20 protein-coding genes are annotated in these 24353 nt (G+C 46.8%); 8 read left to right on the top strand and 12 right to left on the bottom strand.

Features of this window, described 5'->3' with window-relative positions; all coding sequences use genetic code 11:
- Positions 1 to 10: 10 nt before the first annotated feature.
- The 3 genes from F3I09_RS23655 to F3I09_RS23645 form a co-directional block, all read right to left on the bottom strand.
- The gene (locus F3I09_RS23655; protein ID WP_149697526.1) at positions 11 to 3454 is read right to left on the bottom strand and encodes a SusC/RagA family TonB-linked outer membrane protein; all 3444 of its coding nucleotides are present in this window, start codon (positions 3452 to 3454) and stop codon (positions 11 to 13) included.
- 13 nt (positions 3455 to 3467) lie between these two features.
- Positions 3468 to 4475: a FecR family protein gene (locus F3I09_RS23650; protein ID WP_149697525.1), complete on the bottom strand. Its 1008-nt coding sequence runs from the start codon at positions 4473 to 4475 to the stop codon at positions 3468 to 3470.
- 147 nt (positions 4476 to 4622) lie between these two features.
- Complete coding sequence (locus F3I09_RS23645) at positions 4623 to 5162, bottom strand: RNA polymerase sigma factor (RefSeq protein WP_149697524.1); 540 nt, start codon at positions 5160 to 5162, stop codon at positions 4623 to 4625.
- Between the two features lie 385 nt (positions 5163 to 5547).
- Here F3I09_RS23645 and F3I09_RS23640 point away from each other — a divergent pair, with 385 nt between their 5' ends.
- The 5 genes from F3I09_RS23640 to F3I09_RS23625 all read left to right on the top strand — a co-directional run bounded on the left by F3I09_RS23640 (position 5548) and on the right by F3I09_RS23625 (position 11078).
- Positions 5548 to 5862, top strand: coding sequence for a carboxypeptidase regulatory-like domain-containing protein (locus F3I09_RS23640; protein ID WP_149697523.1), 315 nt, complete (start codon positions 5548 to 5550; stop codon positions 5860 to 5862).
- 308 nt (positions 5863 to 6170) lie between these two features.
- The gene (locus tag F3I09_RS23635) at positions 6171 to 6500 is read left to right on the top strand and encodes a DMT family protein (protein WP_149697522.1); all 330 of its coding nucleotides are present in this window, start codon (positions 6171 to 6173) and stop codon (positions 6498 to 6500) included.
- Positions 6501 to 6580: 80 nt separating this feature from the next.
- Positions 6581 to 9058 (top strand): PIG-L family deacetylase, encoded by a 2478-nt coding sequence (locus F3I09_RS23630; RefSeq protein WP_149697521.1) that lies wholly within the window; start codon positions 6581 to 6583, stop codon positions 9056 to 9058.
- 8 nt (positions 9059 to 9066) lie between these two features.
- Positions 9067 to 9228 carry a hypothetical protein gene (locus F3I09_RS34170; RefSeq protein ID WP_188133931.1) on the top strand — a complete coding sequence of 54 codons (162 nt, stop codon included), beginning with the start codon at positions 9067 to 9069 and terminating at the stop codon, positions 9226 to 9228.
- Positions 9229 to 9362: 134 nt separating this feature from the next.
- Complete coding sequence (locus F3I09_RS23625) at positions 9363 to 11078, top strand: sodium:solute symporter (protein WP_149697520.1); 1716 nt, start codon at positions 9363 to 9365, stop codon at positions 11076 to 11078.
- A gap of 243 nt (positions 11079 to 11321) precedes the next feature.
- Here F3I09_RS23625 and F3I09_RS23620 read toward each other — a convergent pair whose 3' ends face one another.
- From F3I09_RS23620 to F3I09_RS23605, 4 genes are all read right to left on the bottom strand, one after another.
- Complete coding sequence (locus F3I09_RS23620) at positions 11322 to 12158, bottom strand: DUF2911 domain-containing protein (protein WP_149697519.1); 837 nt, start codon at positions 12156 to 12158, stop codon at positions 11322 to 11324.
- A gap of 64 nt (positions 12159 to 12222) precedes the next feature.
- Positions 12223 to 12882: a response regulator transcription factor gene (locus F3I09_RS23615; RefSeq protein ID WP_149697518.1), complete on the bottom strand. Its 660-nt coding sequence runs from the start codon at positions 12880 to 12882 to the stop codon at positions 12223 to 12225.
- A 137-nt stretch (positions 12883 to 13019) separates the two neighbouring features.
- Positions 13020 to 13823, bottom strand: coding sequence for a sensor histidine kinase (locus tag F3I09_RS23610; RefSeq protein WP_149697517.1), 804 nt, complete (start codon positions 13821 to 13823; stop codon positions 13020 to 13022).
- Between the two features lie 688 nt (positions 13824 to 14511).
- Positions 14512 to 14922, bottom strand: coding sequence for a hypothetical protein (locus F3I09_RS23605; protein ID WP_149697516.1), 411 nt, complete (start codon positions 14920 to 14922; stop codon positions 14512 to 14514).
- A 429-nt stretch (positions 14923 to 15351) separates the two neighbouring features.
- On the opposite strand from F3I09_RS23605, the gene F3I09_RS23600 reads away from it, so the two are divergent.
- Positions 15352 to 16218 carry a hypothetical protein gene (locus F3I09_RS23600; RefSeq protein ID WP_149697515.1) on the top strand — a complete coding sequence of 289 codons (867 nt, stop codon included), beginning with the start codon at positions 15352 to 15354 and terminating at the stop codon, positions 16216 to 16218.
- Between the two features lie 133 nt (positions 16219 to 16351).
- Here the strand turns inward: F3I09_RS23600 and F3I09_RS23595 are convergent, their stop codons facing one another.
- The 3 genes from F3I09_RS23595 to F3I09_RS23585 all read right to left on the bottom strand — a co-directional run bounded on the left by F3I09_RS23595 (position 16352) and on the right by F3I09_RS23585 (position 20096).
- A complete protein-coding gene (locus tag F3I09_RS23595) occupies positions 16352 to 17323 on the bottom strand; it encodes a phosphatidylinositol-specific phospholipase C (protein WP_149697514.1) in 972 nt (323 codons plus the stop codon).
- Between the two features lie 1367 nt (positions 17324 to 18690).
- Positions 18691 to 19587, bottom strand: a complete 897-nt coding sequence (gene xerD / locus F3I09_RS23590) for a site-specific tyrosine recombinase XerD (protein WP_149697513.1) — start codon at positions 19585 to 19587, stop codon at positions 18691 to 18693.
- Between the two features lie 89 nt (positions 19588 to 19676).
- Positions 19677 to 20096, bottom strand: coding sequence for a nucleoside-diphosphate kinase (locus tag F3I09_RS23585; RefSeq protein WP_149697512.1), 420 nt, complete (start codon positions 20094 to 20096; stop codon positions 19677 to 19679).
- Positions 20097 to 20254: 158 nt separating this feature from the next.
- Here F3I09_RS23585 and F3I09_RS23580 point away from each other — a divergent pair, with 158 nt between their 5' ends.
- A complete protein-coding gene (locus tag F3I09_RS23580; RefSeq protein ID WP_149697511.1) occupies positions 20255 to 21259 on the top strand; it encodes a bifunctional oligoribonuclease/PAP phosphatase NrnA in 1005 nt (334 codons plus the stop codon).
- 27 nt (positions 21260 to 21286) lie between these two features.
- Entirely contained in the window at positions 21287 to 22168 is an 882-nt protein-coding gene (locus tag F3I09_RS23575) for an FKBP-type peptidyl-prolyl cis-trans isomerase (protein WP_149697510.1), read from the top strand.
- 461 nt (positions 22169 to 22629) lie between these two features.
- Here the strand turns inward: F3I09_RS23575 and cdaA are convergent, their stop codons facing one another.
- Positions 22630 to 23439, bottom strand: coding sequence for a diadenylate cyclase CdaA (gene cdaA / locus F3I09_RS23570; protein WP_149697509.1), 810 nt, complete (start codon positions 23437 to 23439; stop codon positions 22630 to 22632).
- Between the two features lie 29 nt (positions 23440 to 23468).
- Positions 23469 to 24338: a dihydropteroate synthase gene (gene folP, locus F3I09_RS23565; protein ID WP_223233352.1), complete on the bottom strand. Its 870-nt coding sequence runs from the start codon at positions 24336 to 24338 to the stop codon at positions 23469 to 23471.
- Between the last annotated feature and the right edge of the window lie 15 nt (positions 24339 to 24353).

Below are 24353 nucleotides of genomic sequence, written 5' to 3'. Positions count from 1 at the left end.
AGACCCCATCCTAGAAATTCGCATTCAATCCCAGTGTAAAAGACCGGAAGAAAGGATATTGATAACCAATACTGGTAGCCTGTTCCGGATCATAATACCGGATCTTCATCTTATTCACCTCCCAGAGATCCTGTCCGGAGAAATAAATACGCAGACTGTTGATCAGCGGATGGTTCTTGTCGAAGTGGAAAGTATAACCGATCTGAAGATTCTTTAAGCGGATATAAGACGCATTCATCAACCAGAAAGATGATGGCAGCAGGTTCTGATTATAGCCAGCATATAGGCGGGGAAAGTCGGCCTGCGGATTGGATGGCGACCAGTGATCGCTATGTATCAGCCAGGGTTGCTGCCAGTTGTCGACAAATGGCATGCTATACTTTGCCGGCACCAGTACTTTCTTGGCGCCAATTCCCTGGAAGAAAATAGAGAAGTCAAAGCCTTTGAAGGAGAAGCCCGCATCAAAGCCATAGGAGTATCTGGGTTGTGTGCTCCCCAGGTATACGAGGTCTCCATGATCCTCATTGGTATGACTGCCACCGCTGATAACACCGTCATTGTTAACATCCTGGTAGCGGATATCGCCGGGAGCAGTGGTGGTGCTCTGATACGCATGACCGGCCACTTCTGCTTCATTCTGAAAATATCCCGTAGCCCTGTAACCCACTATCGCATTGTAAGGCAGCCCTACCAATCCACGGTTGTTCCCATTCAGCCAGGCAGTGGCACCATTGGCCTTTAATATCTTATTCTGATCGTCAAAGAGATTTGCATTCACCCAATAACTGAAAGGTCCGCGGTTGTCGCGCCAGCCCAGATTCAGTTCCCATCCCCAGGAGCGCAGTACCGCAGTATAGAAGGTAGGCGATAACCAGTCGACCCCTGGATAGGTCTGCGTGGCGATCTGCATACGGGAATTGTGTTTCACAAAGTAGTCCGCATTAATATTCAGCCTGCCTTTGAAGAAGGTCAGGTCCAGCCCTGCATTGGTTGTGGAAATGGTCTCCCAGTTGTTATTCCCGGGAATGTACCGGTCATTCTCATCATAAGAAATGATCGGATATGCCGACGGATGCAGTATCTGATCGCGGTAATTAAAATCATTGAGTCCGCTGCGCCAGTTGAAATTGCCCAGCATACCCCAGGAGGCGCGTAGCTTAAACTCATCGAAGAAGGGGAAGGCAGCTGCAAACCATTTCTCGTTATTCAGTCGCCAGCCGGCGGAGAAGGAAGGGAAGAGATGTTGTCTGTTCATCTCCGGCTGTTGTGTGCTGTTGTAAGTCAGCGCTGCTGCTATCAGGTTTGCTTCCAGCAGGTAGCGGTCACTGAAGTTATAGTTGATCCGCGTAAAGAGAGACGATAGTCCGCCGGCGCCTTTAAAGTCTATCGTGTTGACTTTAAGCGGATCATTGAACGACAGCTGCGATAGTTCATTCGACGATACACCGGCGGCTTTCATGATCCGCTGATGCTGATAATGGCTTTCATAGGCATAACCGCCCAGTATATGCACGGTATGTTTTTTCCCGGCAGAAAGATCGTAGTCAGCCAGCAGTTGTAAGCTATGCTGCACCTCCATCAGGTAACCTGTTTTCAGTGAATTAGGCTCGTTGACGCTATTGATATAACCGCTGCCATCATAGAAGTTGACGGTACGTTTACCCAGGCCGTCGTGACTGGTAGTCAGCTGAGGACTATACACGGCTTTTAAGGTAAGCCCTTTGTACAGGTTTTCGGCTTTCAATGTAAATACGGCATCTGCATAGGAGGTGCGTTCGTCACGTTTGCCGGCATCCTTCAGTAGAGCGATGCTATTGAAACCTGCTGTATACTGCCTGGTGAAGGGCACATAAACAGGTACATAGCCAGGGGCCTGGTATAAAAAGTTCAATAATCCATAATTGCCGTCCACTCGCCATCCGGGGGAGAGGGTATTGCTATTGGCGTACTGCAGGCTTGTTTCCAGGCTTAATACATCACTGAAGCGGTTGTTGACATTGATCTGTACGTTGGTCCTGGATGTTTTATCAGGTCCGGTATTGAACAATCCCTGCCGGGAGAATTGCCCGAGGGAAAGCAGGTACTGATGTTCTTCGCTACCGCCTTTGGCTGTGATGGTATAAGTGGAAGTAGTGCTGTTATTGCGGGTAACGTTGTCCAGCGGATTAAAGTCATCGTAATAATTATAATTCCGGCTGCCATCCAGTTTGGGCAGGAAATTAATATCAGGGTCCCGCATCAGGGATATATCCTGTGCTGACCATACAGGCGGCAAGCCTGCGTTTTGTGCCGCTTCATTCTGTAGTGAAGCTGCCTGCCAGGAGCGCATCCGCTTAGGCAGTGCGATGGGCTTTTCTATTCCGAACAGGCTGTTGTATTCAACGGAGATCTTGCCGGCTTTTCCTCTTTTGGTGGTGACCAGCACTACGCCGCCGGCTGCCAGCGGACCATAGATAGACGCCGCGGCAGCATCTTTCAGCACAGAGATGGATTCAATATCGTTGGGATTGAGTAACGTAATGGACCCAGGCGCCCCGTCTACAAGTACAAGCGGCTCACTATAGTTGCCGGAGGATAATCCCCTGATCTGGAGATTGAAGCCTTCCTTACCGGGTTGCCCGTTGTTGCGGGTTACCAGCAATCCGGGGGCCGTGCCCTGTAATGCCGCCATAACGTTGGTAACAGGACGGCTTTTTAAGCGGCGGCCTTCCACTTTTGTAATGGAACCGGTGATGTTGGCTTTGCTATGAATACCATAACCGATGATGACGAGGTCATTTAAAGTCTTGGTATCGCTTTGGAGGATGATCTCCAGGGTTTTTCTGTCTCTCAGGGCAATTTCCCGGGTCTCATAACCGATAAGGGAGAATTGCAGCATGGCCTGTCCGTTGGCCACTGGTATGCGGAAGCGGCCGCTCTCATTGGTACTGGCGCCGTTGTGTGTATCTCTTTCACGTATAGAAACACCTGCCAGTGGTCTTTCCCCGTCGGTGATCAGACCTGTTACGACAAACTTTTCCAGTTCTTTGTCTGCCGGCCGTTTGATGATCCCGGGCGTTGCGGGCGCCTGATCTTCGGGGTAGACGATGATCTGTTTATTACGGATCTCGAAGGCATACCTGCTGCCGGCAAAGATCTGGCGGAGAACGGATGTAAGTGGCTGACGTCGTACCTGTAAGGATACTGAGCGGGCATTATCAAGAAGGGTGGAAGAGATGGCGAATGTGAGGCCGGTTTGTTTTTCTATCAGGTGGATGACTTGCCGGAGGCTGGCGCGGTATACTTTCAAGGTTACCTTGATGGTATCTCCATCCTGAAAATCGGTATAGGGAATAGGACTGTTGGTAGCTCGGGAAGAATGGGCAAATGACAGGCCTATACATACACAAAATAGTAGTATGCACCAGCGCTTATAGTAAGCCGCCTTACGGAGTGCCTGTATCGTCAACTGCATTTTCTCCGTAGGACTAATAAATTTCTACCAGGCTATCTTTTTGTATGGCCTTTACCTGCAATGTTTTGGACAGAATGTCCAGTACTTCGGGGAGAGTTTCTTTATGGAAAGTAGCGAGCAGCTTTTTGTCTGCCAGTCCATCTCCCTTCAGAACAATATTTACTTTGTAGTAATCCTCCAGTACCGCGGCCACCTCGGAAAGAGGAGCGTCAACAAAGGTCAGCTGACCGGTTTTCCAGGCAATGGGGTTATTGTTCCGGTGATGACGGGTACTGATTGTAGCACCTGCCAGCAGCATTTCTGCTTCTTCTCCAGGAGTGAGTATGACTGATTTTTTACCGTTTTTATAGACCGCCTTCACTTTTCCCGTTTGCACAAACACTTTCACTCCCTGTTTGGTCTCTTTCACATCGAAAGAGGTACCCAGTACTTCTACATCCACATTCTTGAGGTGAACGGAGAATGGCTTTTCCGGCATATGTTTTACATCTACGAATACCTCACCCTGTTGTACAAATACTTCCCTGTTGCTTCCCTGGAAACGGCGGGGGTATTTTACACTGGTGTGGGCATTCAGATAGAGGCGTGTGCCGTCGGGCAGCAGGAGGCTATCTGTATTCTGAGCGGTTTGCTGGGCGATATATAAAGGCTGGCGGTACAGGGTCACTGCTATCACCACCAGGACGGCAGCAGCAGCAGCCCACCAGTAACGGGCTATTATTGGCTTTATCTTACCTTTTTCTGCAACAGGGGCTGTGGGAGTTAGTTCCGGCTGAGCCTCAACAGTCACCGGGGGGATGGTAGCAGTAAGCTGTGCATCCAGTAGTTGCCATTGCCGGGAGATATTATAAGATGCAGCTGCAGGTAATACATCTCCCTGCCACAACGCTTTAGTTTCCAGGAAGATATCCAGATTGGCAGCATCCAGCTGCAACCATTCATCCAGTGAACGTTTGTGCTCCTCATTCCCTGGTTCCTCCAGGTAGCGGATAACGACATCGATATCAGGTTGCTGTTTCATCTCTTAGTATTAATACAATCAAAAATATCCTTACCATTAGTTCTTTTTTAAAAAAACCTTCGTGAGAGGAGACCTTTCTTTATTGTCAGTGCTATATAATAATATATATAGCAGGTAAACAGATAATATAAGGCCTTTGTTCCCTCCTTACTGCTGATTCAGCAGTCCCAGCCTGATCTTTTTCAGTGCGGTGGTAAGGTGCGTATAAACCGTATTGATGGAAATATTCAGTTGTTGGGATATTTCTGTGGGAGACAATCCCTTGAACCGGCTCATTTCAAATACCCGGCGGCATTGTTCCGGCAATTTCTCAAGAATGGATAAGTATTGGGCTTCCAATTCTTTGTGTTCCAATAACAGGTGTTCGACAGTAGATTCCGTAGAGGTAAGCTGTTGGTCCTTAGTATATTGTTGTTGTCTCTGAGCTTTCTTTATCCGGTTAAGGCAGGTATTGACAGTGGCTCTTGCCAGGTAATGCTGGATGGGAGCGCGTTCATCCAGGTTGTCTGCCGTGCGCCATAGGTTCAGGAATACGTCCTGCACAATATCCTGTGCCTCGTCCTGGTCACGCAGGTATCGCAGGGCGATACTGAACATTGAGGAGGAAAACTGATTGAAGATGATCTCAAAAACCTGTTTATCCCTGTTCCGGACCCCATTAACTATATCTGTATTGTTGAGCGGCATCCTGTAACTAATCTTTTCTATTCTTTTATGTAATTGCTATTGCAACGGACTAAAGTCGGCTATCAAAAACAGAACGTAGCAAAATTAGTTTATTCCTGCAATTAATCAGCCAATTGACTGACCCATAGGGCCCTGAACCGGATATTTCGAATTTATAAAAAATTAAATCCGCCATAGTAAAGGGTTTTCAGTGAAATTCCCCAAATGCTAAAAAAAAGACAACTTTTTTTTCAAAACGACTAATGGTGAGGTTCAAATTGGTTGTATTGTATGTATAGACAGTGAACAAAGCGGCACTTTGCAGGCGCCTGCTACACAAGTGCGGTTTTAATAAAGTTTTTTTATACCATTTCGATATTGTAAAAAAAACCTAAAACCAATTTGTATGAAAAGGACAACGTTTGGGCTGTCGGCCCTTGTTGCGCTGGTAGTTGGAGCCTTGGCTTTCACCACCTTCGATGGAGGAACTATCAGCGGCAAGATCACGCCGGCAGATGGGGCATCAGAAGTATGGGCTATTTCAGGAATGGATACCCTGAAGGCGCCCATTACAGACGGAGCATTTTCAGTACAGCCCGCCAAAGCGGGTACCTATACCGTGATTATCGACGCTAAAGATCCTTATAAAGACGCCACCCTCAAAGACGTAAAAGTCGAAGACGGCAAAGTAACAGACCTGGGGGAAATAAAGCTGGACTAACATTACCGCTTTAGCGTTTAAACTTACAACTCCTAAGCATGATAGGAAAGTTGAGACCTGTAACAACCGGCCGGCTCTTTTGGGCCGGTTTATTTTTTTCCGAAATTCCAGATGCCGAACCAGGAAACGGATCTCCGGGCAGTAACATTCCTGCTTTACTGCCATATCAGACCATTCTGTTTCGCCCTCACATATATCATTGATCAGATAGACGATAGTGAGGATAATTCCAACAAATGCTTGCCTGTTAATGGGATTATTTCTGATCTATCGTCTATCTTTATGCCTTTTTTTGAGCCTTAAACATCATGCGCACCATCTTTCTTTTATTGATTTCCAACACCTTCATGACATTTGCCTGGTATGGCCATTTAAAATATGAAAACGTGCCGCTCTGGAAAGTGATCCTCATCAGCTGGGGTATCGCCTTCTTTGAATACTGCTTCATGGTGCCCGCCAACCGTTTCGGCGCCCAGGAAGGCTTTTCCGGTTTCCAACTTAAAACCATCCAGGAAGTGATCACATTGACCGTTTTCGCCGTCTTTGCCATCTTTATATTAAAGGAGCCGCTCCGCTGGAACTATCTCATCTCCTTTTTATTCATTCTCGGCGCCGTCTATTTTATGTTTAAAAAATAATGGCTTTCACCTTTTATCACATTTTCTTTAACGGCTATATTTAATCACTATTTTTGGCCACTGTTTAACAAACAAGAGCAATGGTCAAAGGATTGTTTTTAACACTTATTTCAGGGTTATTCGCCGCTACCACATGGGCTCAGCGCTCACCGGTCGTAAATGCAGCAGACATCAGATTACAGTTCAGGAAACTGGATACGCTTGGTAGCGTTTTATATATCGCCGCTCATCCTGACGATGAGAACACCCGTTTACTGGGATATCTGGCAAAAGAAAAATTATACCGTACCGGGTATCTGTCCCTCACCAGGGGGGACGGCGGACAAAACCTGGTAGGGGATGAACAGGGCGAATTACTGGGCCTGATCCGCACCCAGGAACTACTGGCCGCCCGCCGTATTGACGGAGCGGAACAATTCTTCACCCGCGCCCTGGATTTCGGCTTCTCGAAAAATCCTACTGAAACATTTACCATCTGGGACAAAGAAAAGATCCTGGGAGATGTGGTATGGATGATCCGCAAATTCCAGCCCGACGTTATTGTATGCCGTTTTCCACCCGATAGCCGTGCAGGTCACGGGCATCATACCGCTTCCGCTATGCTGGCGGAAGAAGCCTATGAAGCGGCTGCCGACCCAAAACGCTTTCCGGAGCAGCTCAAAGTGCTGCAACCCTGGAAAGCTCACCGCATCATGTGGAATACCTTTAACTGGACTGGCGCTGTAGATAATTCCGCCGGAAATCTCTTCGAGCTCAATGTAGGCACCTTTAACTACCTGCTGGGTCGCGGATATGGGGAAATTGCTGCAGAAAGCCGCTCCCAGCATAAAAGCCAGGGATTTGGTGTTCCGGCTTCCAGGGGAAGCTCCTATGAATATTTCAGCCCTGTAAAAGGAGATAAACCGGTAGGTAGCTTACTGGATGGTGTTAATACTACCTGGTCTCGCGTACCGGGCGGTAAACCAATCGGTGAAATGATCGACAAAGCCCAGGCAGCCTATAATATGGAAAATCCTGCGGCTTCCGTACCAGCCCTGCTGGAGATCCGGAAAGCTATCCAGGCCTTGCCTGAAGGCTACTGGCGTACACAGAAACTGAAGGAAACGGAAGACCTGATCATCGCCTGTGCCGCCATCTGGATGGAAGCATACAGTAATGCGCAGGTAGTAGTGCCCGGACAACCAATGGAGGGCAGCGTACAGCTGCTGTGTAACAGCAATACCAACGTTACGGTAGATCAGATCAGCTTTGACGGTAAGGACACCGTGCTCAATAAACTGCCGCTGGAGTATAACCGTACGCGTACCATTCCCGAATCACTGACATTACCGGCTTCTCTGCCTGTATCCCAGCCATACTGGCTGCAATCGCCACATCCGATCGGGATCTATACCATCAAAGATCCAATGCAGGTAGGTTACCCGGAAAATAAACCCTCCCTGGAAGCAGTCATTAAGCTCCGCATCAATGGAGAACCGCTGACGGTTACCAGGCCGGTACAATACAAATTCACCGACCCTGTAAAGGGGGAATTATACGAACCACTGGTAGTGGCTCCGCCGGTAGTAGCGATGCTGAATACCAGTGTGTTCATCTTCACACAAACGCAGTCACAACCGGTACAGGTGAAGCTGAGGGCAATGGGTCAGAAGACGAAAGGTACAGTACGTCTGCAGCTGCCGGCAGGTTTCACCAGCCAGGAGGCAGAGCAGTCATATGAACTGTCATCCAAAGGAGATGAAACAGTGCTAACCTTCCACATCGCTCCGCAGAAAGTGACCGGCATTAACCGCACTGATACCCTGCGTGTGGAAGTGCGCAGTGAGGGTAAATTGTATACCCAAAGCCTGCGTACCATCGCGTACGATCATATTCCCGACATCAATATTTTCCCCGAGGCTTTTGCAAGGCTGGTGACCGTAGACCTGAAGTATAATGGCCGCAAGCTGGGATACATTCCGGGTGCGGGCGATATGGTGGCCGCTTCGCTGCGGCAGGTAGGTTACGAAGTGACCCAGCTGGACGAAAAAGAGATCATGAACGGCAACCTGCAGCAATATGATGCCATCATTGCCGGCGTAAGAGCATATAACGTTAATCCACGTATTAAATACTGGCAGCCACGCCTCATGGAATATGTGAAAAACGGCGGTACCTACCTGGTACAGTACAATGTAAGTTCTCCGTTGGTAATAACCGATATGGGGCCTTATCCTTTCACAATTACCCGCGACCGTGTGACAGATGAAACAGCAGCTGTGACGCTGTTACAACCTCAGGGAGAGACAATGCATTATCCCAATAACATCACTGATCATGACTTTGATGGCTGGATACAGGAGAGAGGGCTTTACTTCACCCAAATGGCCGACCCGGCATATGAGAAACTGTTTGCGATGCACGACAAAGGAGAGGAAGCATTGCAGGGCTCTACGCTGGTAGCGAAATACGGTAAGGGCAGATATGTCTACACTTCACTGGCATTCTTCAGAGAACTGCCTGCAGGTGTGCCCGGCGCTTACCGCCTATTTGTGAATCTTATTTCAACAAAGAAATAAACCCATCCATGAGTAAGAAAAGGGAAAGCGGGTCGCGGCTCACAATAATGGCCGTTCTCTGCATAGTAGTAGGGCTGGTCATCGGTTTTGAGATCAAAAGAGTGCATATCGGGCTGCTGATAGGTCTTGGACTGGGGTTACTGAGCGGAAACATGTTGAAGAAAAGATAAAGGAAGTAAAAACAATCTGTTATGACAGAAGAAAAACCGCCATTACTGCCGCATTGGTGGATGTGGTACGTATTTGTAATTATCTGGCTGGCATTACTGATAGCAGGCTTTTATTTGTTCACTAAAGTATTTTCATGAGCGTAGCTGATTGGATTGTACTGGTGGTTACACTGGTAGGGATCATCTTATATGGTGTCTGGAAAAGTCGCGGTCAGCGCGATATGCAGGGATATTTCCTGGACAACCAGTCGATGCCCTGGTACATCGTATTGTTATCAATTATCGGCACGCAGGCAAGTGCAGTGACCTTCCTGTCTGCTCCCGGTCAGGCCTATACTGATGGGATGCGTTTTGTGCAATATTATTTCGGATTGCCGCTGGCAATGGTGGTGCTCTGTATCACCTTTGTGCCCATCTTTCATAAACTGAAAGTATATACGGCGTATGAATACCTGGAACAACGTTTTGACCTGAAAACCCGTACCCTTACCTCTGGACTGTTCTTATTACAGCGGGCGCTGTCAACCGGTATCAGCATCTATGCTCCGTCCATCATCCTGTCTTCCCTGATGGGTTGGAATATTTATCTCACAAACATTATTATGGGCGGCCTGCTCATTATCTATACCGTATCAGGCGGTACCAGGGCGGTGAGTTATACGCAAACCTTCCAGCTGGTGATCATCTTTTCCGCAATGTTCCTGGCAGGGTGGATGGTGGTGCATCTGTTGCCGGAGAATGTTGGTTTCATAGAAGCCCTGCAGGTATCCGGTAAAATGGATAAACTGAATGTCATTGTAACTGATTTCGACTGGAAGGACAGGTACAATATATGGAGTGGCCTGATAGGAGGGTTCTTCCTGGCATTGTCTTACTTTGGTACAGACCAGTCGCAGGTAGGCCGTTACCTGACTGCCCGTTCCGTAACCGAAAGCCGTCTGGGCCTCCTGATGAACGGACTGGTGAAGGTACCCATGCAATTCCTGATATTACTGATCGGCGCATTGGTATTTGTGTTTTATCTCTATTTCAGGGCGCCGGTATTTTTCAACGAAGCGCAGATAAAAAAGGTCTACAAATCGGAACAGGGCACTGCTTTTAAGGCAGTGGAGAATGAATATAACCGCCTGGCTGTTGTAAAACAGACGCAGGTCAAAGAGATGGCAGCAGCTATTAAAAAGGGCGACGAAGCAGCTATTGCCAGCGGCAAGGCTGCCTTGCAGAAGACAGAAAGTGCAGCTGAAGAAGCCCGTACCAGAGCCATCGCCCTGATCCGGAAAGCAGATCCCGCCGCAGACACAAACGATACGAACTATATCTTCCTGCATTTCGTTGTCAACAACTTACCAAAGGGACTAGTGGGTCTGCTCATCGCCATTATTTTCCTGGCAGCCTGGGGGAGTATTGCAGCAGCACTGAATTCGCTGGCTTCCACAACGGTGATAGATATTTACCAGCGCATGTACAAAAAGGAGGAGACCGATGGGCACTATCTGCAGGTATCCCGCTGGTGGACGGTTGCCTGGGGATTATTCTGTATCGTGGTAGCACAATTCGCCAGTCAGCTGGGTAGCCTGATAGAGGCGGTGAACATCCTGGGATCGTTGTTCTACGGCGTGATACTGGGTATCTTCCTTGTGGCATTCTATTGTAAAAGGATTGGCGGTACCGCTACATTCTGGGCAGCTGTGGTCTCTGAAATAGGTGTTATTGTTATATGGCGCTGTAACATTGTATCTTTCCTCTGGCTGAATGCCATCGGCTGTTTCCTGGTGATCGGTATTGCTGCGATCTTCCAGCTGATTATGGGGAAGGAGGAATCATTGAAGCCCCGCTCTACAAACACGTAGCTGACAGCGTTGATCGCGGAGAATGATTTCGATTGGTGGGAGTCTGGAAGAAGATGTTTCAGTAAGTGATAAGATTTGCTTTAGCCGATTGGTACACGCTTGATGCTGACAGATCAACAGCCAACGCCGATACGATTGAAAATGCTCAATAGCCATTCACTACCAGGCGGGTACAGCACATCTTACACTTACTGAAACAGATAATGTTCATCGCATAAAGTTGAAACAAATAACTATAGCGTATTACAAAGAAGCAATGATCTTCTGATTGATAACTACGTAGTCATCGTTCTTGGCAGTTTTTGCCAGTTCAATCGCTTTTTCAGCAGTAGCCTTTGCAGCTTTCTTATCACCAGCTTTAGCCTGGATACGAGCTTTCAGTGTAGCAACCCAGAAAGCAGTCGGATTTTCCTTCACAGCTTCTTCTGCCCATGCCAGCGCCTGTTTCAGGTCACGGTTTGTTTCATAGTAGTAAGACGCAGCCTGGAAATAAGGCTTTTTATCACCCTTCATAGCAGCATCCAGCTGTGCCATTACTTTGCTGTCTACATCGGCTTTCAGCGGTATAGTGATCATGGTTTTTTCCCAGATCAGGAGCATGTTGCCTGCATTAGAGCTGATATCATCAAAAGTGATCATGAAGTTTTCAACAGCAAAAGGGAGCTCAGTTGGAGTTACCTTCACGCGAACTACGTCATTTTCAGGTTTGTAAGCAGCAGGGCTGGTTACATCAAGACTTGTGGTCAGGATAATCGTCCATTCTGACTTGCCGGGAATGCTCAACAGGCCGTATTTACCAGCTTTCACCGCCGTGCCGCCGAAGGTAACATCGTCTCCGAAAGTGATGGTAGTAGCACTATTAGCGCCGGTTCTCCATACTTTACCATAAGGAACGAGATCGCCCATTACGGTCCTGCCTTTCACAGCAGGGCGGGAGTAATTTACCTCAACGAATGATAATGCAAAATCCTGGTGAATGGTTTGTCCGGGACTGGGAGCTGGCATTTTTACCTGCGCAAATGATAATTGTGCGCTGAGTATCAGAGAGCCGGCAGCCAGATAACGAAATAAAGGTTTCATAATTGACTGGTGGTTTAATGAGCTGCAAAGATGAGTCATCTTTGTCATTCTATCAACCCACTTATCATTCAATCAATCCATTTCTGAAAGCGTGCATGACCAGGCCTACAATGTTCTTGGCGCCGGTCTTTTCCAGCAGTTTCTGGCGCAGGCCTTCAACGGTGCGGGGACTTAAGAATATCTCCTTGGAGATCTCCTGCGTAGTATATTCGTTACAGATAAGACGGAGTACTTCCAGCTCACGGTCGGTAAGCTGTACTTCATTGCGGAAGGTAGGTTTAAAGTGTTGCTTGTTTTTGTGCATCACTTTTTTGAGGAGAGCGAGGTTGACGTTCTCATTGAAGTAAAAGCCTTTTTCGTAGGTAGTGCAGATAGCTTCGTATATTTCTCCGGGTTCGGCGTTCTTGAGCAGGTAAGCGTTGGCGCCGTTTTCAATTAGGTGTACGATGAAGTTATCGTCTTCATACATGGTAAGAACGATCACTTTTACGTTTGCATATTTTTCACGCACCTTTTTAGTGGCCTCAATGCCATCCATATTAGGCATTTTGAGGTCCATAAGAATAACGTCAGGCTGTTGCTCTTCCATTATCTGCAGCAGGTGCGCCCCATCTTCAGCTTCAAACACAACAGTTATATTTTCGTACGGGGTGAGGGTATTAATAACGCCACTACGGAAGATCTTATGATCGTCGGCGATGGCTACCTTAATGTTGTTCACCATAGGGGGAGGCTGTTTAAGTATTTTATTAGATTGTCCCTTGCTTACAGCATAATAGTACTCTCCATGACGGGGATCTGCGGTCCCAAAGTCATAGGATATATCGACTGCTCAGCAGGACAAAGCTAGAAAAATTCGTGCTATTCCTCAGGCCTTTGGAAATTTTCCACTCTTATTTCAGCAATTGTACCACAATTCTGGCCCGGAAGGTACCTGATATTACCGCCGATCACGTTCAGCCGGCTCTCAATATTCTTCAATCCAAGGCTACCGGTTTTCTGGCGTGAATTGTCCAGAGAACGCAGCAATAAGCCGTTACCGTTATCAATTACGTTGATCTGCAATAAGTTAGGGGTACTTCTATAAGTAATTTCTATCTGGGTAGCCTGGGCATGTTTCAGGATGTTATTGATGAGTTCCTGTACAACGCGGTAGATGTTCAGGGCTTTTTCAATATCCACGTCCTGCTGTCCGCCTTCATCTTTAAACAGGATCTTCACCTGTTTGTTCTTATTCATCAGGTTACAGAAGGAATCGAGTGCTTTGGAAAGTCCGAGGTTTTCGAGTGCCTGGGGATGCAGGCTTTGAGAGATGAAGCGGAGATGCTGTATGATCGTATCTGTAAAATCTTTGGTTTCCTTTAACTGCTCCATTTCTCCATTACCGGTCTTCAATAAAGGTTGTAGTTGGTTAAGATTGAGTTTCAATACGGATAACTGCGCCCCCACTTCATCATGGAGGTCTTCGGCAATACGTTTGCGTTCCTGTTCCTGGCCCTGAAGGATGGCTAATAATCGTTCTTTCTGTAATTGCAGATCTTTATCACGGATAGCAAGTTTGTGTTGGATTACCTGCTTTTGCTGAAAGATCACCAGTACTACTACCAGGATGCTGAGCAACAACATGACCGCTGTCCCGATGATTAATATGTCTGAGAACCTCATGTGTGGCTCTTTTTTACTTTTGAAACACCAATGAATAATAGTATCAACTGGATAATGCCGGCACCGAATGTTATTGCAAATGTCCACAATCCAGAATCACCTTTTATCGGAAAACTCAGCTTCAATATATTATAGGCAAGCGAGAAAAGGAAGAAACCACAGTGATAAATAAAAATTCCCGCATTATACCAGAAATTAGGAAGTGAATTGATAAAGATGGATTGTTGTACAAGTTCTTCGTCCCTAAGCAATTGCCAGAAATAAAGAGCTCCATATATGATGAGAATAAAGGTTTCCGCAGCGACTGAATAAGAGTTAAAGATATTGGGTCCTTCCAGTACAAAATAGTCGAGTAAAACGAAGGCTAAAATGGGTAAAATCAGGGCAATCGTTGTAAATCTGATAGTTTTATGCTTAATGCTTTCTCTGAAGTATAGTGAAAGGATTACAAACTGTATGTAGTACATAGAGTGCCAAAACCATAGGTTATTTCCCGTAATGATAGCTATTAATTTTGAGCCTGTAGAAAAAACAAGGCTACTTATGAGAAAGTAAAAAATCCATCTCCCACTGCTGTCTAGCCTGTTGAACCGAATCGTAAAGGGGATCAAAAGCAAGCATTCGATCCCCATCATGATGTAAAAAAAAATCAGATAAATGTGCACTTAACTCGAGTTTAATGGATGAATCACTCACAATTTGCTGGGCATGGCAGGCCCGTATCAAGTGCACCACCTTCGTCGTCATCTGCGCCTTTAGCGGCTGCAGATGCGGAGAATGAATTTGCATCTGCGGATTCATTCTTCTTTTTGTAAAGAATGTTCTTACCGTTTTTGTCAACGGCATAAATCACCATTTTTCTGTCATCTATTCCGTCATTGTTGGTATCCTCACCGTAATAGATGCGTAATCCCGCAATGTCTTCCTGACAGGAAAGAAGCTCCAATAATTTTTCTTTTCCGAAGAAGTAAGCCTGGATGAAATCATCATGTCCATGCTGTTTTCTTTTCCTCGTCATGTAATTGCCTCTTAAGCGTTCGGCTTCCTTCTTGGAGATAAAGGCGCCGGTGTCTGGGGGGAAGTGTTTTGGAATCTCCATAATTGTGCTGTGGTTTTTAAGTTGATGGTAAAATTATTATAAATAATCACTTGGCAAAGCATATACGTATATAACATCTTTGTACCACGTAGTGTTCGGGTAGTGTGTTAATTGGCTGATTATTAGTAGTTTAAGGTGATTTTATCCGTTTTAGGGGCAAAATACTAACGTAGTGTCCCATAAAAAATGCGTAGAACTACGCATTCTGTGCAAACAGTACTTTAACGCTTGTCTGCTGTCAATAACTTAGTAATCTTTGCATAGTGAGTTAAGGATAAATTCTTTATCTCATGCGAGCATAGTAAAATGGGCCTTTCTACCCATGTTTGTTCTTCCTTTACTAGACAATGCAGAGAAAAAAAAGCGGCTATCCATATCGGCCAGAATGTGGTTAAGTGTGTTAACCCCCTTCTTTTAAATCTTAAAGCTATGTGTTACCTGTTAATTGGAAACATTTCTGCATTGATCTCGGATGATTGTACAGAACCTTTGGTAGATGCATTTTTACGTGTTTATTTACCAGATGGGCGTCACCCCATAGAAGCCCACCCCAAAAGAGACATTTTTAAGAGTCCCGGTCAGCTTACAGCGGGACAGGTCGAGGCGAAGCGGGATCGCTTACTTGCCGAGACCAGGTTGGATGAGAGAGGGAATTTTACGCTGACCTGGGAACAATTACATTTATTTACGGAACCACTGGAACTTGACATTTGTTTGCGCCATATGCCTGAACAGGCAGACATCAGAGGGATGGAATCCCATTACCATCTGAGTACTACGGTGCTACATTGGAAACGTTCAGGACAACAATATGTTGCGGCTTATGCATATATCCTGCCAGTTGAAAGCTGGCGGCAGATAAGGGCCAATTATGGTACCTGGGTGATCGCAGGAACAGTAAGACGATTACACGCCAGGGAGGGACAAGCACAATTAAGAGTAGAAGCGTACAATGCCGGAAACCATCGCTTATTGGGATGTGCGCGCACCGATGAAAAAGGGCGCTATCAACTCCGGTTCAGCAGAAAACAACTGACCAGCAGACTAATGCTGGTCGGTGAACGCCGGAACGTCAGCGGACCGGATATTTATTTTAAGGTGTATCGGGATAAACAGCTGCTCTGGGAAGAAGAATCCCAGGTAGCTGCGATGCCGGAACGAAAAGGAGTGAGGCCCTGCAGCATGATCAATATCATTATGCAGAACATTGCACTCAAAAAAACATCAGGCTATGTACCTGGTTGGTTAAGCCACTGGGCGGTGCCAGGACGGAAGTCCTCACTGGTAAGTCATTAAGAGATAAGGTGCTATTTAACCTATATTCAGTACTACATGCCTCAATTACGAAGTTTGGTGACCCACATACACACACATTCAGTAAAAACAGCTACCCCTTTTCCAGTTCCCAGGGTAGCTGTTTTTTTTATGCCTAAAAGTTAGTGTTAGCAATCAGGGATGCCCTTTCAGCATTCACAAAATCCATTGGAATAATACCAAACCTACCATGCGTATTGCTGGTAAAATAAGTATTGATCCTGGGGTTGATATTGCCGGATACCGTGGTGATGCTCGGTATACTGAAGATCAGTGATTTGTAGCCACTGGTGAAGTTAACGTACAGTACATTGTTGCTCTGTGTGCTTGCTTCAGTGAACAAAGCGTTGATGTTGTTCCATTTTGCATTGTTGTCAGGCACTACATACTGGTCCTGGATCTTCAGGCTGGCATTGCTGTTGTTGATAGTGAAGACAGTATTGTCCGCCCAGGCAGTGGCGTCAATACCTTTAGGCGTGGCAGTTGCGCCAAACCTTCTCAGTAATACGATCTTTCCTCTTACCTGTCCCAGTGCCGGGATAGTGGCACCTAAAGACCAGAAGCTGGAATACTGCTGTACATAGGTGTCAAAAGTCTGCTCGAAAGTCCTGGTGTTGTCAGTCGCATCGTACTCTTCTTTCACGCTCATAATAATGGTCTCTCCCGGATGGCTGGTCAGGAAGCTGGTGCAGGCCACTAATACATCGTTAAAGTTCATGTTCTGGTAAATAGAACCGTGGTGGATGGCAAAGGCATTACCAATGTGGCGACAGCGGATGTCCAGGAAACGTACGCCAGCTTCCAGTTGAGCGGCGATGGTCAGGTCCTGGCATTTAGCGGTGCCAGATACTGGTTCAACGCGTGCACCACTGTCATGTGTACCTGGAATAGACAGGGCAGCAATGCTACTGTTGTCAGGAAGGCTGGTCATCCAGTTGTTCATCGCCACTGCAGCCGCCTGGGATGCAACGGCTACTTCATTGTCCACCTTCAGTGCCGGCTGAATAGCGTCTTCTTTGTAACAACCGGAAAAAAATACTGCAGACAGCAGGACGCCTGCTACGGGCATGAAACGTTGTGTGTTCATCAGTGGTAGGTTTAGGTTTATAAGGTTTTATAAGGTTTTATTGGTCTTCTGTTTACAGGTTTTCGTCAACACGGATAATACAGCCTGCACATTAATAAGACACACAAGATAACGGGCACAACTATCAGAAAAAAGGAGTTAACAATACGATAATAATCAGAGGACAGTCCGTCAAACGGTCGCGGCCCTCAGTGTAACAACCCTTAAAAAGGCAGTTACGCTGAGGGCCTTTTTTATTGCTTCTTAACTTCTTAATCCTGATAGGTATTGAAACGGTACGTTAACAGGGTTCTTTCTTGCCGGCATCTCATATTTAATCCTTTATAAACCCATATATAACCCATATATAATCCATACCTCTTAAACATGGGTTATATATGGGTCATATATGGCTTATATATGGGTTATATATGGGTTATCTCCGAAAACAGAGTATAGTAGCGCCCTTACAGAGATTGTTTAGAAACATTTATTTGTTAGTTGTTGCTAATAATTGTAGTTCGTATTGCATATAGATGTTATGAGTTGGCTTTGAGATGAATTTTGCATTCCTGCCGACCTGTGGCGTGGCGTCGTGTTTGTAAGCCGGAGTGCAACACGGAGGGATCGCGTCCCCCCGGATAAAACGCATTAAGTCCAAGTCAAAGGCATGGTAAAGGCATGGTAAAGGCATGGTAAAAGCCTGGTAACAATACGGAATGATCCGGCGATAGGCTGCCGCGGGCGTGCCACGTGTTTGTAGTCCGGGCGCGCCGGGTATAGGTCCACATATGCGTCGGGGATGCGTCGGGTATAAAGCGTATGTAAGTGATATCCCTATATCCCTGCTGATGTGATGGCAATATACCCATCATCGTCCTGATAAGCAGGACCCAATGCATAGTCGTAGGGAGAGCGGAAGTAGCAGCGGTTTCAGATGGGAATGGCGGGCCTTCGGCTCTCGGGTGACACGACCGCTGCTGTTCAATCCATATTCAAAACCCTATTCGCTTGACAACGCTCAATTGCCATCCAGAGAGGCGCCGACCGCCATCCCATTCTGAAACCGGGCTACTTAGCGTGAATAATCGACCCTCAACTGCAATCCAGAAAGCCCCACGAAACCGGGCTACTTAGCGTGAATAATCGACCCCCAACTGCTATCCAGAAAGCCCCCGCGAAACCGGGCTACTTAGCGTGAATAATCGACCCTCAACTGCAATCCAGAAAGCCCCACGAAACCGGGCTACTTAGCGTGAATAATCGACCCTCAACTGCAATCCAGAAAGCCCCACGAAACCGGGCTACTTAGCGTGAATAATCGACACCCCTCAACTGCAATCCAGAAAGCCCCCATGAAACCGGGCTACTTCGCGTGAATAACACATTCAAAACCGCGGGTGAAACCGTTGTAATGTATCTCTTAAAAACTCCCTGTCAAGATGTGTATAGATCTCTGTAGTCGTAATGCTCTCATGCCCCAGCATTTCCTGTACGGCGCGGAGGTCGGCGCCGCCTTCTACGAGGTGGGTGGCAAAGGAGTGGCGGAAGGTATGGGGCGATACCTGTTTTTCAATGCCCGCTGCTGCGGTTAGATCTTTAATAACGATGAAGATCATGACCCGGGTCAGTGCGCTGCCACGGCGGTTCAGGAAAAGGATATCTTCCTGGCCTTTTTTTATGGGCACATGTACCCGTATTTCGTCCTTATAAATATTGATGTATTTGATGGCATCGGGGCCGATAGGCACCAGGCGTTCCTTGTCGCCCTTACCGACTACGCGGATGAAGCCTGCGTCAAAATGTAACTGGGATATTTTCAGGCTCACCACTTCGCTGACACGCAGGCCGCAGCTGTACATAGTTTCCAGGATGGCGCGGTTACGCTGGCCTTCCGGGGTACCTGCCTTCACCTGTGCAATGATCTGCTCTATTTCATCGAAGCTGAGCACATCCGGTAATTGCCGGCGTGTTTTGGGCGCTTCGATCAGCAGGGTAGGGTCCTGGCGGATGATATCTTCCAGCAGCAGGTAGCGGTAGAAAGCCTTGATACCGGAAATGATCCTGGCCTGGGAAGTAGCGCTCATACCCAGGTTAGCTATCCACTGCACACAGGCCTGCAATTCAGAAAGTGTTACCTGGTCGGGGGGCAGTTGTGAGCCGGCTGACTGGAGGTATTGCACCAGCTTCTCTACATCGCGGATATAGGCCTCGATAGAATTGGCTGACAGGGATCGCTCCAGCTGCAGATATGCTTTGAATCCTTTCAGGTATATGTCCCACATGGGCGGCAAGTTACATAAAAAAGGCCCTCCCAAAGTAATGGGAAGGCCTCTTATATCATTCACCGGCAATCAGTTTGCCGGCAGTCTAATTAGAATTTTTCCAGACCGGAGAAGAAGAAGTTACCTTCGATCTCTGCGTTCTCGTCAGAGTCAGAACCGTGAACAGCGTTACGGCCTACAGACTCAGCGTACTTCTTACGGATAGTACCTTCTTCTGCGTTGGCAGGGTTGGTAGCACCGATCAGTTTACGGAAGTCTTCTACAGCATTGGCTTTCTCCAGGATAGCTGCCACGATGTGACCGCTGCTCATGAATTCTACCAGTTCGCCGTAAAAAGGCCTTTCTTTATGCACAGCATAAAATTCACCCGCTTTCTCTGCAGAGAGCCTGGTCATTTTCATTGCTACGATACGGAAACCGGCAGCGTTAATTTTGTCCAGAATACCACCAATATGCCCATTTTCAACGGCATCCGGCTTAATCATTGTAAAAGTTCTGTTGTTAGCCATATATTTAGATTCCTAATTAACTAATTTTGCGCGCAAATGTAACCAGAATTTGTTTAGTGATGAAAAAAAAGAGAACTTCGCACTTCATTTTTTGGAAAGAAACGGTTATATTTTATTGTTAATATAAAAGCAGGTACGCCTGTATTTAAAGGTTAAGAATGAAGAGGATAGAGGAAATCAAGCCCTTGCTGGAAACCCCTAAAAGAGTGGTAATAACAATGCATCAGAAACCAGATGCAGACGCAATGGGCTCATCACTGGCCTTATACCATTATCTCAGACAGAAAGGTCATGATGTAACCGTTATTTCCCCTACTAATTTCCCGGATTTCCTGATATGGATGCCTGGTGCTAAGGAAGTAATTGATTTTGAATCCATGCAGGAAAAAGCGCTGAAAGCGCTGGACGGAATTGAACTGCTGTTTTGCCTGGATTTCAATGCGTTGTATCGTACGAAGAGTATGGAACCATACCTGACACAGATGGCCTGCACGAAGATCCTGGTGGACCATCACCTGGAACCGCAGCCGGTTTTTGACTACGGCATTAGCGATACTACGGCGGCTTCCACTGCACAGCTGATATACGAGATCATCTATAAACTGGGAGATGAGGACCTGATCAATGAAGATATGGCCCAGTGTATTTATGCGGGCACCATGACAGACACAGGTTCTTTCCGTTTTACCTCTACTTCTGCGAGAGTACACCGTATGGTGGCTGATCTGTTTGACCGCGGTCTGAAACACGAGATCATCCACTCAGCGATCTATGACAATTTCCTTGAAAACCGCCTGCGTTTCCTGGGCCACAGCCTGTTGAACCGTATGGAGGTGTATTACGAATATAATACAGCCATGATCGCAATTCCGTATACGGACCTGAAGCGCTTCGACCTGCAGACCGGCGATACAGAGGGAGTGGTGAACTTCCTGCTGTCTATCCAGGGTATCAAGCTGGCAGCGCTGATCATAGATCGTCATGCGGAAATAAAACTATCTTTCCGTTCCAAGGGTGATTTTGATGTGAACACGTTCGCAAGGAAATACTTCGACGGTGGCGGCCATTTCCACGCAGCCGGCGGCCACAGCTCCGAATCACTTGATAAAACAGTGGAGCATTTTATTGAGGCCATTAAAGAGAACGAAGAACAGTTACAATAAGTTATTCAATCCTACTAATACAGTCAAATGAAAAAGAACAAACAGTTGTTAGTTGCAGCATTAGGCCTCTTTCTGGCCAGCTGCGGTGCCGGTGGCTCCAAAAAGACACCAGGCGGCGTAGACTTCGTTGTTCATAAGTCAGGAAGTGGTGCGCAGCTGAAGCTGGGTGACACTGTACTGCTGAACATCATCCAAAGTCTGAATGATTCCGTACTCGTTGAGTCCCGCAAGATGGCGGGAGGTCCTGTACCTTTCGTTATCTCTAAGTCCGTAAACAAGTACGACCTGATGGACGGTCTGGCTATGCTGAAAGAAGGCGATAGCGCTACTTTCTCTATTCCTATCGATAGCTTGCCTGAGCCTCATCCACCATTCGGTAAAAAAGGTGATAAGCTGAATGTGACTTTCGTAGTAGTAGGTAAATATGCAGCTGCTGAGCAGAAAGCAAAAGACGAAAAAGTCATTAAGGAATACATGGATAAAAACAAGATCACCGCTACCGCTACTCCTGAGGGCGTATACGTATCCGTAAAGGAAGAAGGTACTGGTGCTCAGCCTAAAGCAGGCGATACCGTTTATGTACACTACACCGGTAAACTGCTGGATGGTAAAGTATTTGATTCCAGCCTGGATTCTACACTGAGACCAGGTATGAAGATCGAGCCTATCAAATTCCCTATCGGTCGCGGTTTCGTGATCAAAGGTTGGGATGCTGGTATCGCTTCGCTGAAAAAAGGAAGCAAGGCAACGCTGATCATTCCTTCTACTTTAGCTTACGGTTTACAGGGTAGTCCTCCTGCTATCCCAGGTAACTCCGTACTGGCATTTGATGTTCAGCTGGTAGATGTTAAAGCTGGTGCTCCTGAAGCTCCTGCTACACCTGCTGCGCTGCAACCAGGTAAGAAATAATCAAAAGTTACCGATAATAAAAACGGCCGTTCGTCTTATGCGAACGGCCGTTTTTGTTTTATGATTTGTCCTATCATTTAAAATTCATTGATTCCATTTACGCGTCCATCCAATCCCCGGGGATTACACCAGAGGTTATAAACAACACGTTTCAAGGGATTTCCGAGGTTATAAACGACACGTTCCCGGGGTTGCATCCCGCGCTACAAACAAAGGACTCCGCCGGGAGCCGATTACCATGAATGATCCTGTATTGTTCCCCCGGGGTTGCACCCCGCGTTACAAACAAGGGGCTGTGTCATAAGTAACTCGATGGCTCTGAGAATTTCTTATACGAAAATTTTCTCCATCAGGTACCCGAATAAATTTGGGTAAAAGTTATTTATGAGACAGCCCCATTATGTTGTATTAATGACGTTTTTGTAAATACCGGGCGACGGAGGCAGCTCCAGCCATCATCATCAATATCCATCCACCATTACCTCATACATCTTCACCTTCAGCTCTTCCAGCGAGACATCCTGCACCAGGTTGCCATCCTGCGCATATGAAATAGCACCTGTTTCTTCCGAAACGATAAGCGCCAGGTTATCGCTGTGCTCCGTGATGCCTACACCTGAGCGGTGACGTAAACCGATCCGCGTGGGCAGGTTAGGATTCTCTGACACAGGCAGTATCACTTTTGCAGCGAGTATTTTGTTGCCTACAATGATCAGTGCGCCATCGTGAAGGGGACTGCCTTTGCAGAAGATGCTCTCCAGTAATTTGGCGTTGATGTTACTGTCGATAGCTATACTGGATGCAGTGTCAAACTTCACACGATAAGTATTGGCGATCACGATCAGCGCTCCTGTGCGGCTGCCGGCCATACGGGCTATAGCAGTGATCACTTCATTGATGATATTCTCTTCTTCCTTATAACTTTTAAACTTATCAGGCAGGAACAACTTGGTGAAAAAACTGTCTTTACTGAGCGGCGCCTTTTTCCCCAATACCAGCAGGAACTTCCTGATCTCAGGCTGGAAAATTATGATAATAGCGATCAGTCCGATATTGATGAAACTCTGCAGCAGAGTAGAAAGTATCGGCATCTGCAGGTGTTGTACTACAAAGTAAGCCAGATAGATGATCAATAGTCCTACGAAGATGTTAAAGGCCAGGCTACCTTTCAACAGGCGGTACAGCTGTACCACCAGGAAGATCACGATTGCCAGGTCGAGTATATTTAACCAGTGGAAATGATAACCGTAAAAACTAAATAAGCTCTCCATAGATCGTAAAAATAGCGAATATTTATCAGCTAAAGTGTATTCATATACTGCGTGATCTTTACCGCTTCCATAGCAGCTTTCACATCATGTACACGCAGGATGTGTGCGCCCTGCTGCAAAGCAAGTGTATGCAGTATTGTTGTACCATTCAATGCTTCAGCAGGTGTAATGTCAAGCAATTTATAGATCATTGATTTCCTGGAAATGCCTACCAGCAGCGGACAATCCAGCATGTGGAACACATGGAGCTTCTTCATCAGCGTATAGTTGTGGGCGATGGTTTTTCCAAAGCCGAAACCAGGGTCGATGATGATATCTTTGATACCTGCCTGCAGGCATTCTGCACGTTTACGGATAAAGTAATCCAGCACTTCCTGTGTTACATCTTCATAGGCCGGCCTATGTTGCATATCAGCAGGTGTGCCTTTCATATGCATGGCGATGTAAGGCACCTGTAGCCGTCCTGCAGTGGGGATCATCTCCTTATCCATATCACCGGCACTGATATCATTGATGATGGCTGCGCCCGCATGTATAGTCTGTTCTGCTACATTCGCGTAGTATGTATCGATAGAGAGGATGGCTTTTGGATAATGTTCTTTCAGTATCCTGACAGCCGGTAGTAAGCGCGCCAGTTCTGTTTCAGGACCGACGTCGATGGCGCCGGGACGGGTGCTCTGTGCACCGATGTCCAGGATCTGTGCTCCGTGTTCCAGCAGCTGCGCCGCTCTTTCAAGAATGAGATCAATATGCTGCGTTCTGCTGCCGGCAAAGAATGAATCTTCCGTGATGTTGATGATGCCCATTATAACTGGTTTGGACAAATCCAGTAATGAGCCCTGACAGTTGATCGTGCCGGTATATTCGCCGTTCCTCCCTTCCATAGTATCCATTTGCATTTTATTGATTATTTT

Source organism: Chitinophaga sp. CF418 (assembly GCF_900142925.1).
Classification (GTDB): domain Bacteria; phylum Bacteroidota; class Bacteroidia; order Chitinophagales; family Chitinophagaceae; genus Chitinophaga.
Note: the sequence above shows the minus strand (reverse complement) of the source record. Positions and strands in the feature narration are given on the sequence as shown.

Bases quoted from the DNA above. Each gene is read 5' to 3' on its own strand.
- F3I09_RS23635 (WP_149697522.1), top strand. From the start codon at position 6,171: ATGCGCACCATCTTTCTTTTATTGATTTCCAACACCTTCATGACATTT.
- F3I09_RS23620 (WP_149697519.1), bottom strand. From the start codon at position 12,158: ATGAAACCTTTATTTCGTTATCTGGCTGCCGGCTCTCTGATACTCAGC.
- F3I09_RS23630 (WP_149697521.1), top strand. From the start codon at position 6,581: ATGGTCAAAGGATTGTTTTTAACACTTATTTCAGGGTTATTCGCCGCT.
- F3I09_RS23645 (WP_149697524.1), bottom strand. From the start codon at position 5,162: ATGCCGCTCAACAATACAGATATAGTTAATGGGGTCCGGAACAGGGAT.
- F3I09_RS23625 (WP_149697520.1), top strand. From the start codon at position 9,363: ATGAGCGTAGCTGATTGGATTGTACTGGTGGTTACACTGGTAGGGATC.
- F3I09_RS23600 (WP_149697515.1), top strand. From the start codon at position 15,352: ATGTGTTACCTGTTAATTGGAAACATTTCTGCATTGATCTCGGATGAT.
- F3I09_RS23650 (WP_149697525.1), bottom strand. From the start codon at position 4,475: ATGAAACAGCAACCTGATATCGATGTCGTTATCCGCTACCTGGAGGAA.
- F3I09_RS23610 (WP_149697517.1), bottom strand. From the start codon at position 13,823: ATGAGGTTCTCAGACATATTAATCATCGGGACAGCGGTCATGTTGTTG.
- F3I09_RS23655 (WP_149697526.1), bottom strand. From the start codon at position 3,454: ATGCAGTTGACGATACAGGCACTCCGTAAGGCGGCTTACTATAAGCGC.
- cdaA (WP_149697509.1), bottom strand. From the start codon at position 23,439: ATGGAGAGCTTATTTAGTTTTTACGGTTATCATTTCCACTGGTTAAAT.
- xerD (WP_149697513.1), bottom strand. From the start codon at position 19,587: ATGTGGGACATATACCTGAAAGGATTCAAAGCATATCTGCAGCTGGAG.
- F3I09_RS23580 (WP_149697511.1), top strand. From the start codon at position 20,255: ATGAAGAGGATAGAGGAAATCAAGCCCTTGCTGGAAACCCCTAAAAGA.
- F3I09_RS23585 (WP_149697512.1), bottom strand. From the start codon at position 20,096: ATGGCTAACAACAGAACTTTTACAATGATTAAGCCGGATGCCGTTGAA.
- F3I09_RS23605 (WP_149697516.1), bottom strand. From the start codon at position 14,922: ATGGAGATTCCAAAACACTTCCCCCCAGACACCGGCGCCTTTATCTCC.
- F3I09_RS34170 (WP_188133931.1), top strand. From the start codon at position 9,067: ATGAGTAAGAAAAGGGAAAGCGGGTCGCGGCTCACAATAATGGCCGTT.
- F3I09_RS23640 (WP_149697523.1), top strand. From the start codon at position 5,548: ATGAAAAGGACAACGTTTGGGCTGTCGGCCCTTGTTGCGCTGGTAGTT.
- F3I09_RS23595 (WP_149697514.1), bottom strand. From the start codon at position 17,323: ATGAACACACAACGTTTCATGCCCGTAGCAGGCGTCCTGCTGTCTGCA.
- F3I09_RS23615 (WP_149697518.1), bottom strand. From the start codon at position 12,882: ATGGTGAACAACATTAAGGTAGCCATCGCCGACGATCATAAGATCTTC.
- folP (WP_223233352.1), bottom strand. From the start codon at position 24,338: ATGCAAATGGATACTATGGAAGGGAGGAACGGCGAATATACCGGCACG.
- F3I09_RS23575 (WP_149697510.1), top strand. From the start codon at position 21,287: ATGAAAAAGAACAAACAGTTGTTAGTTGCAGCATTAGGCCTCTTTCTG.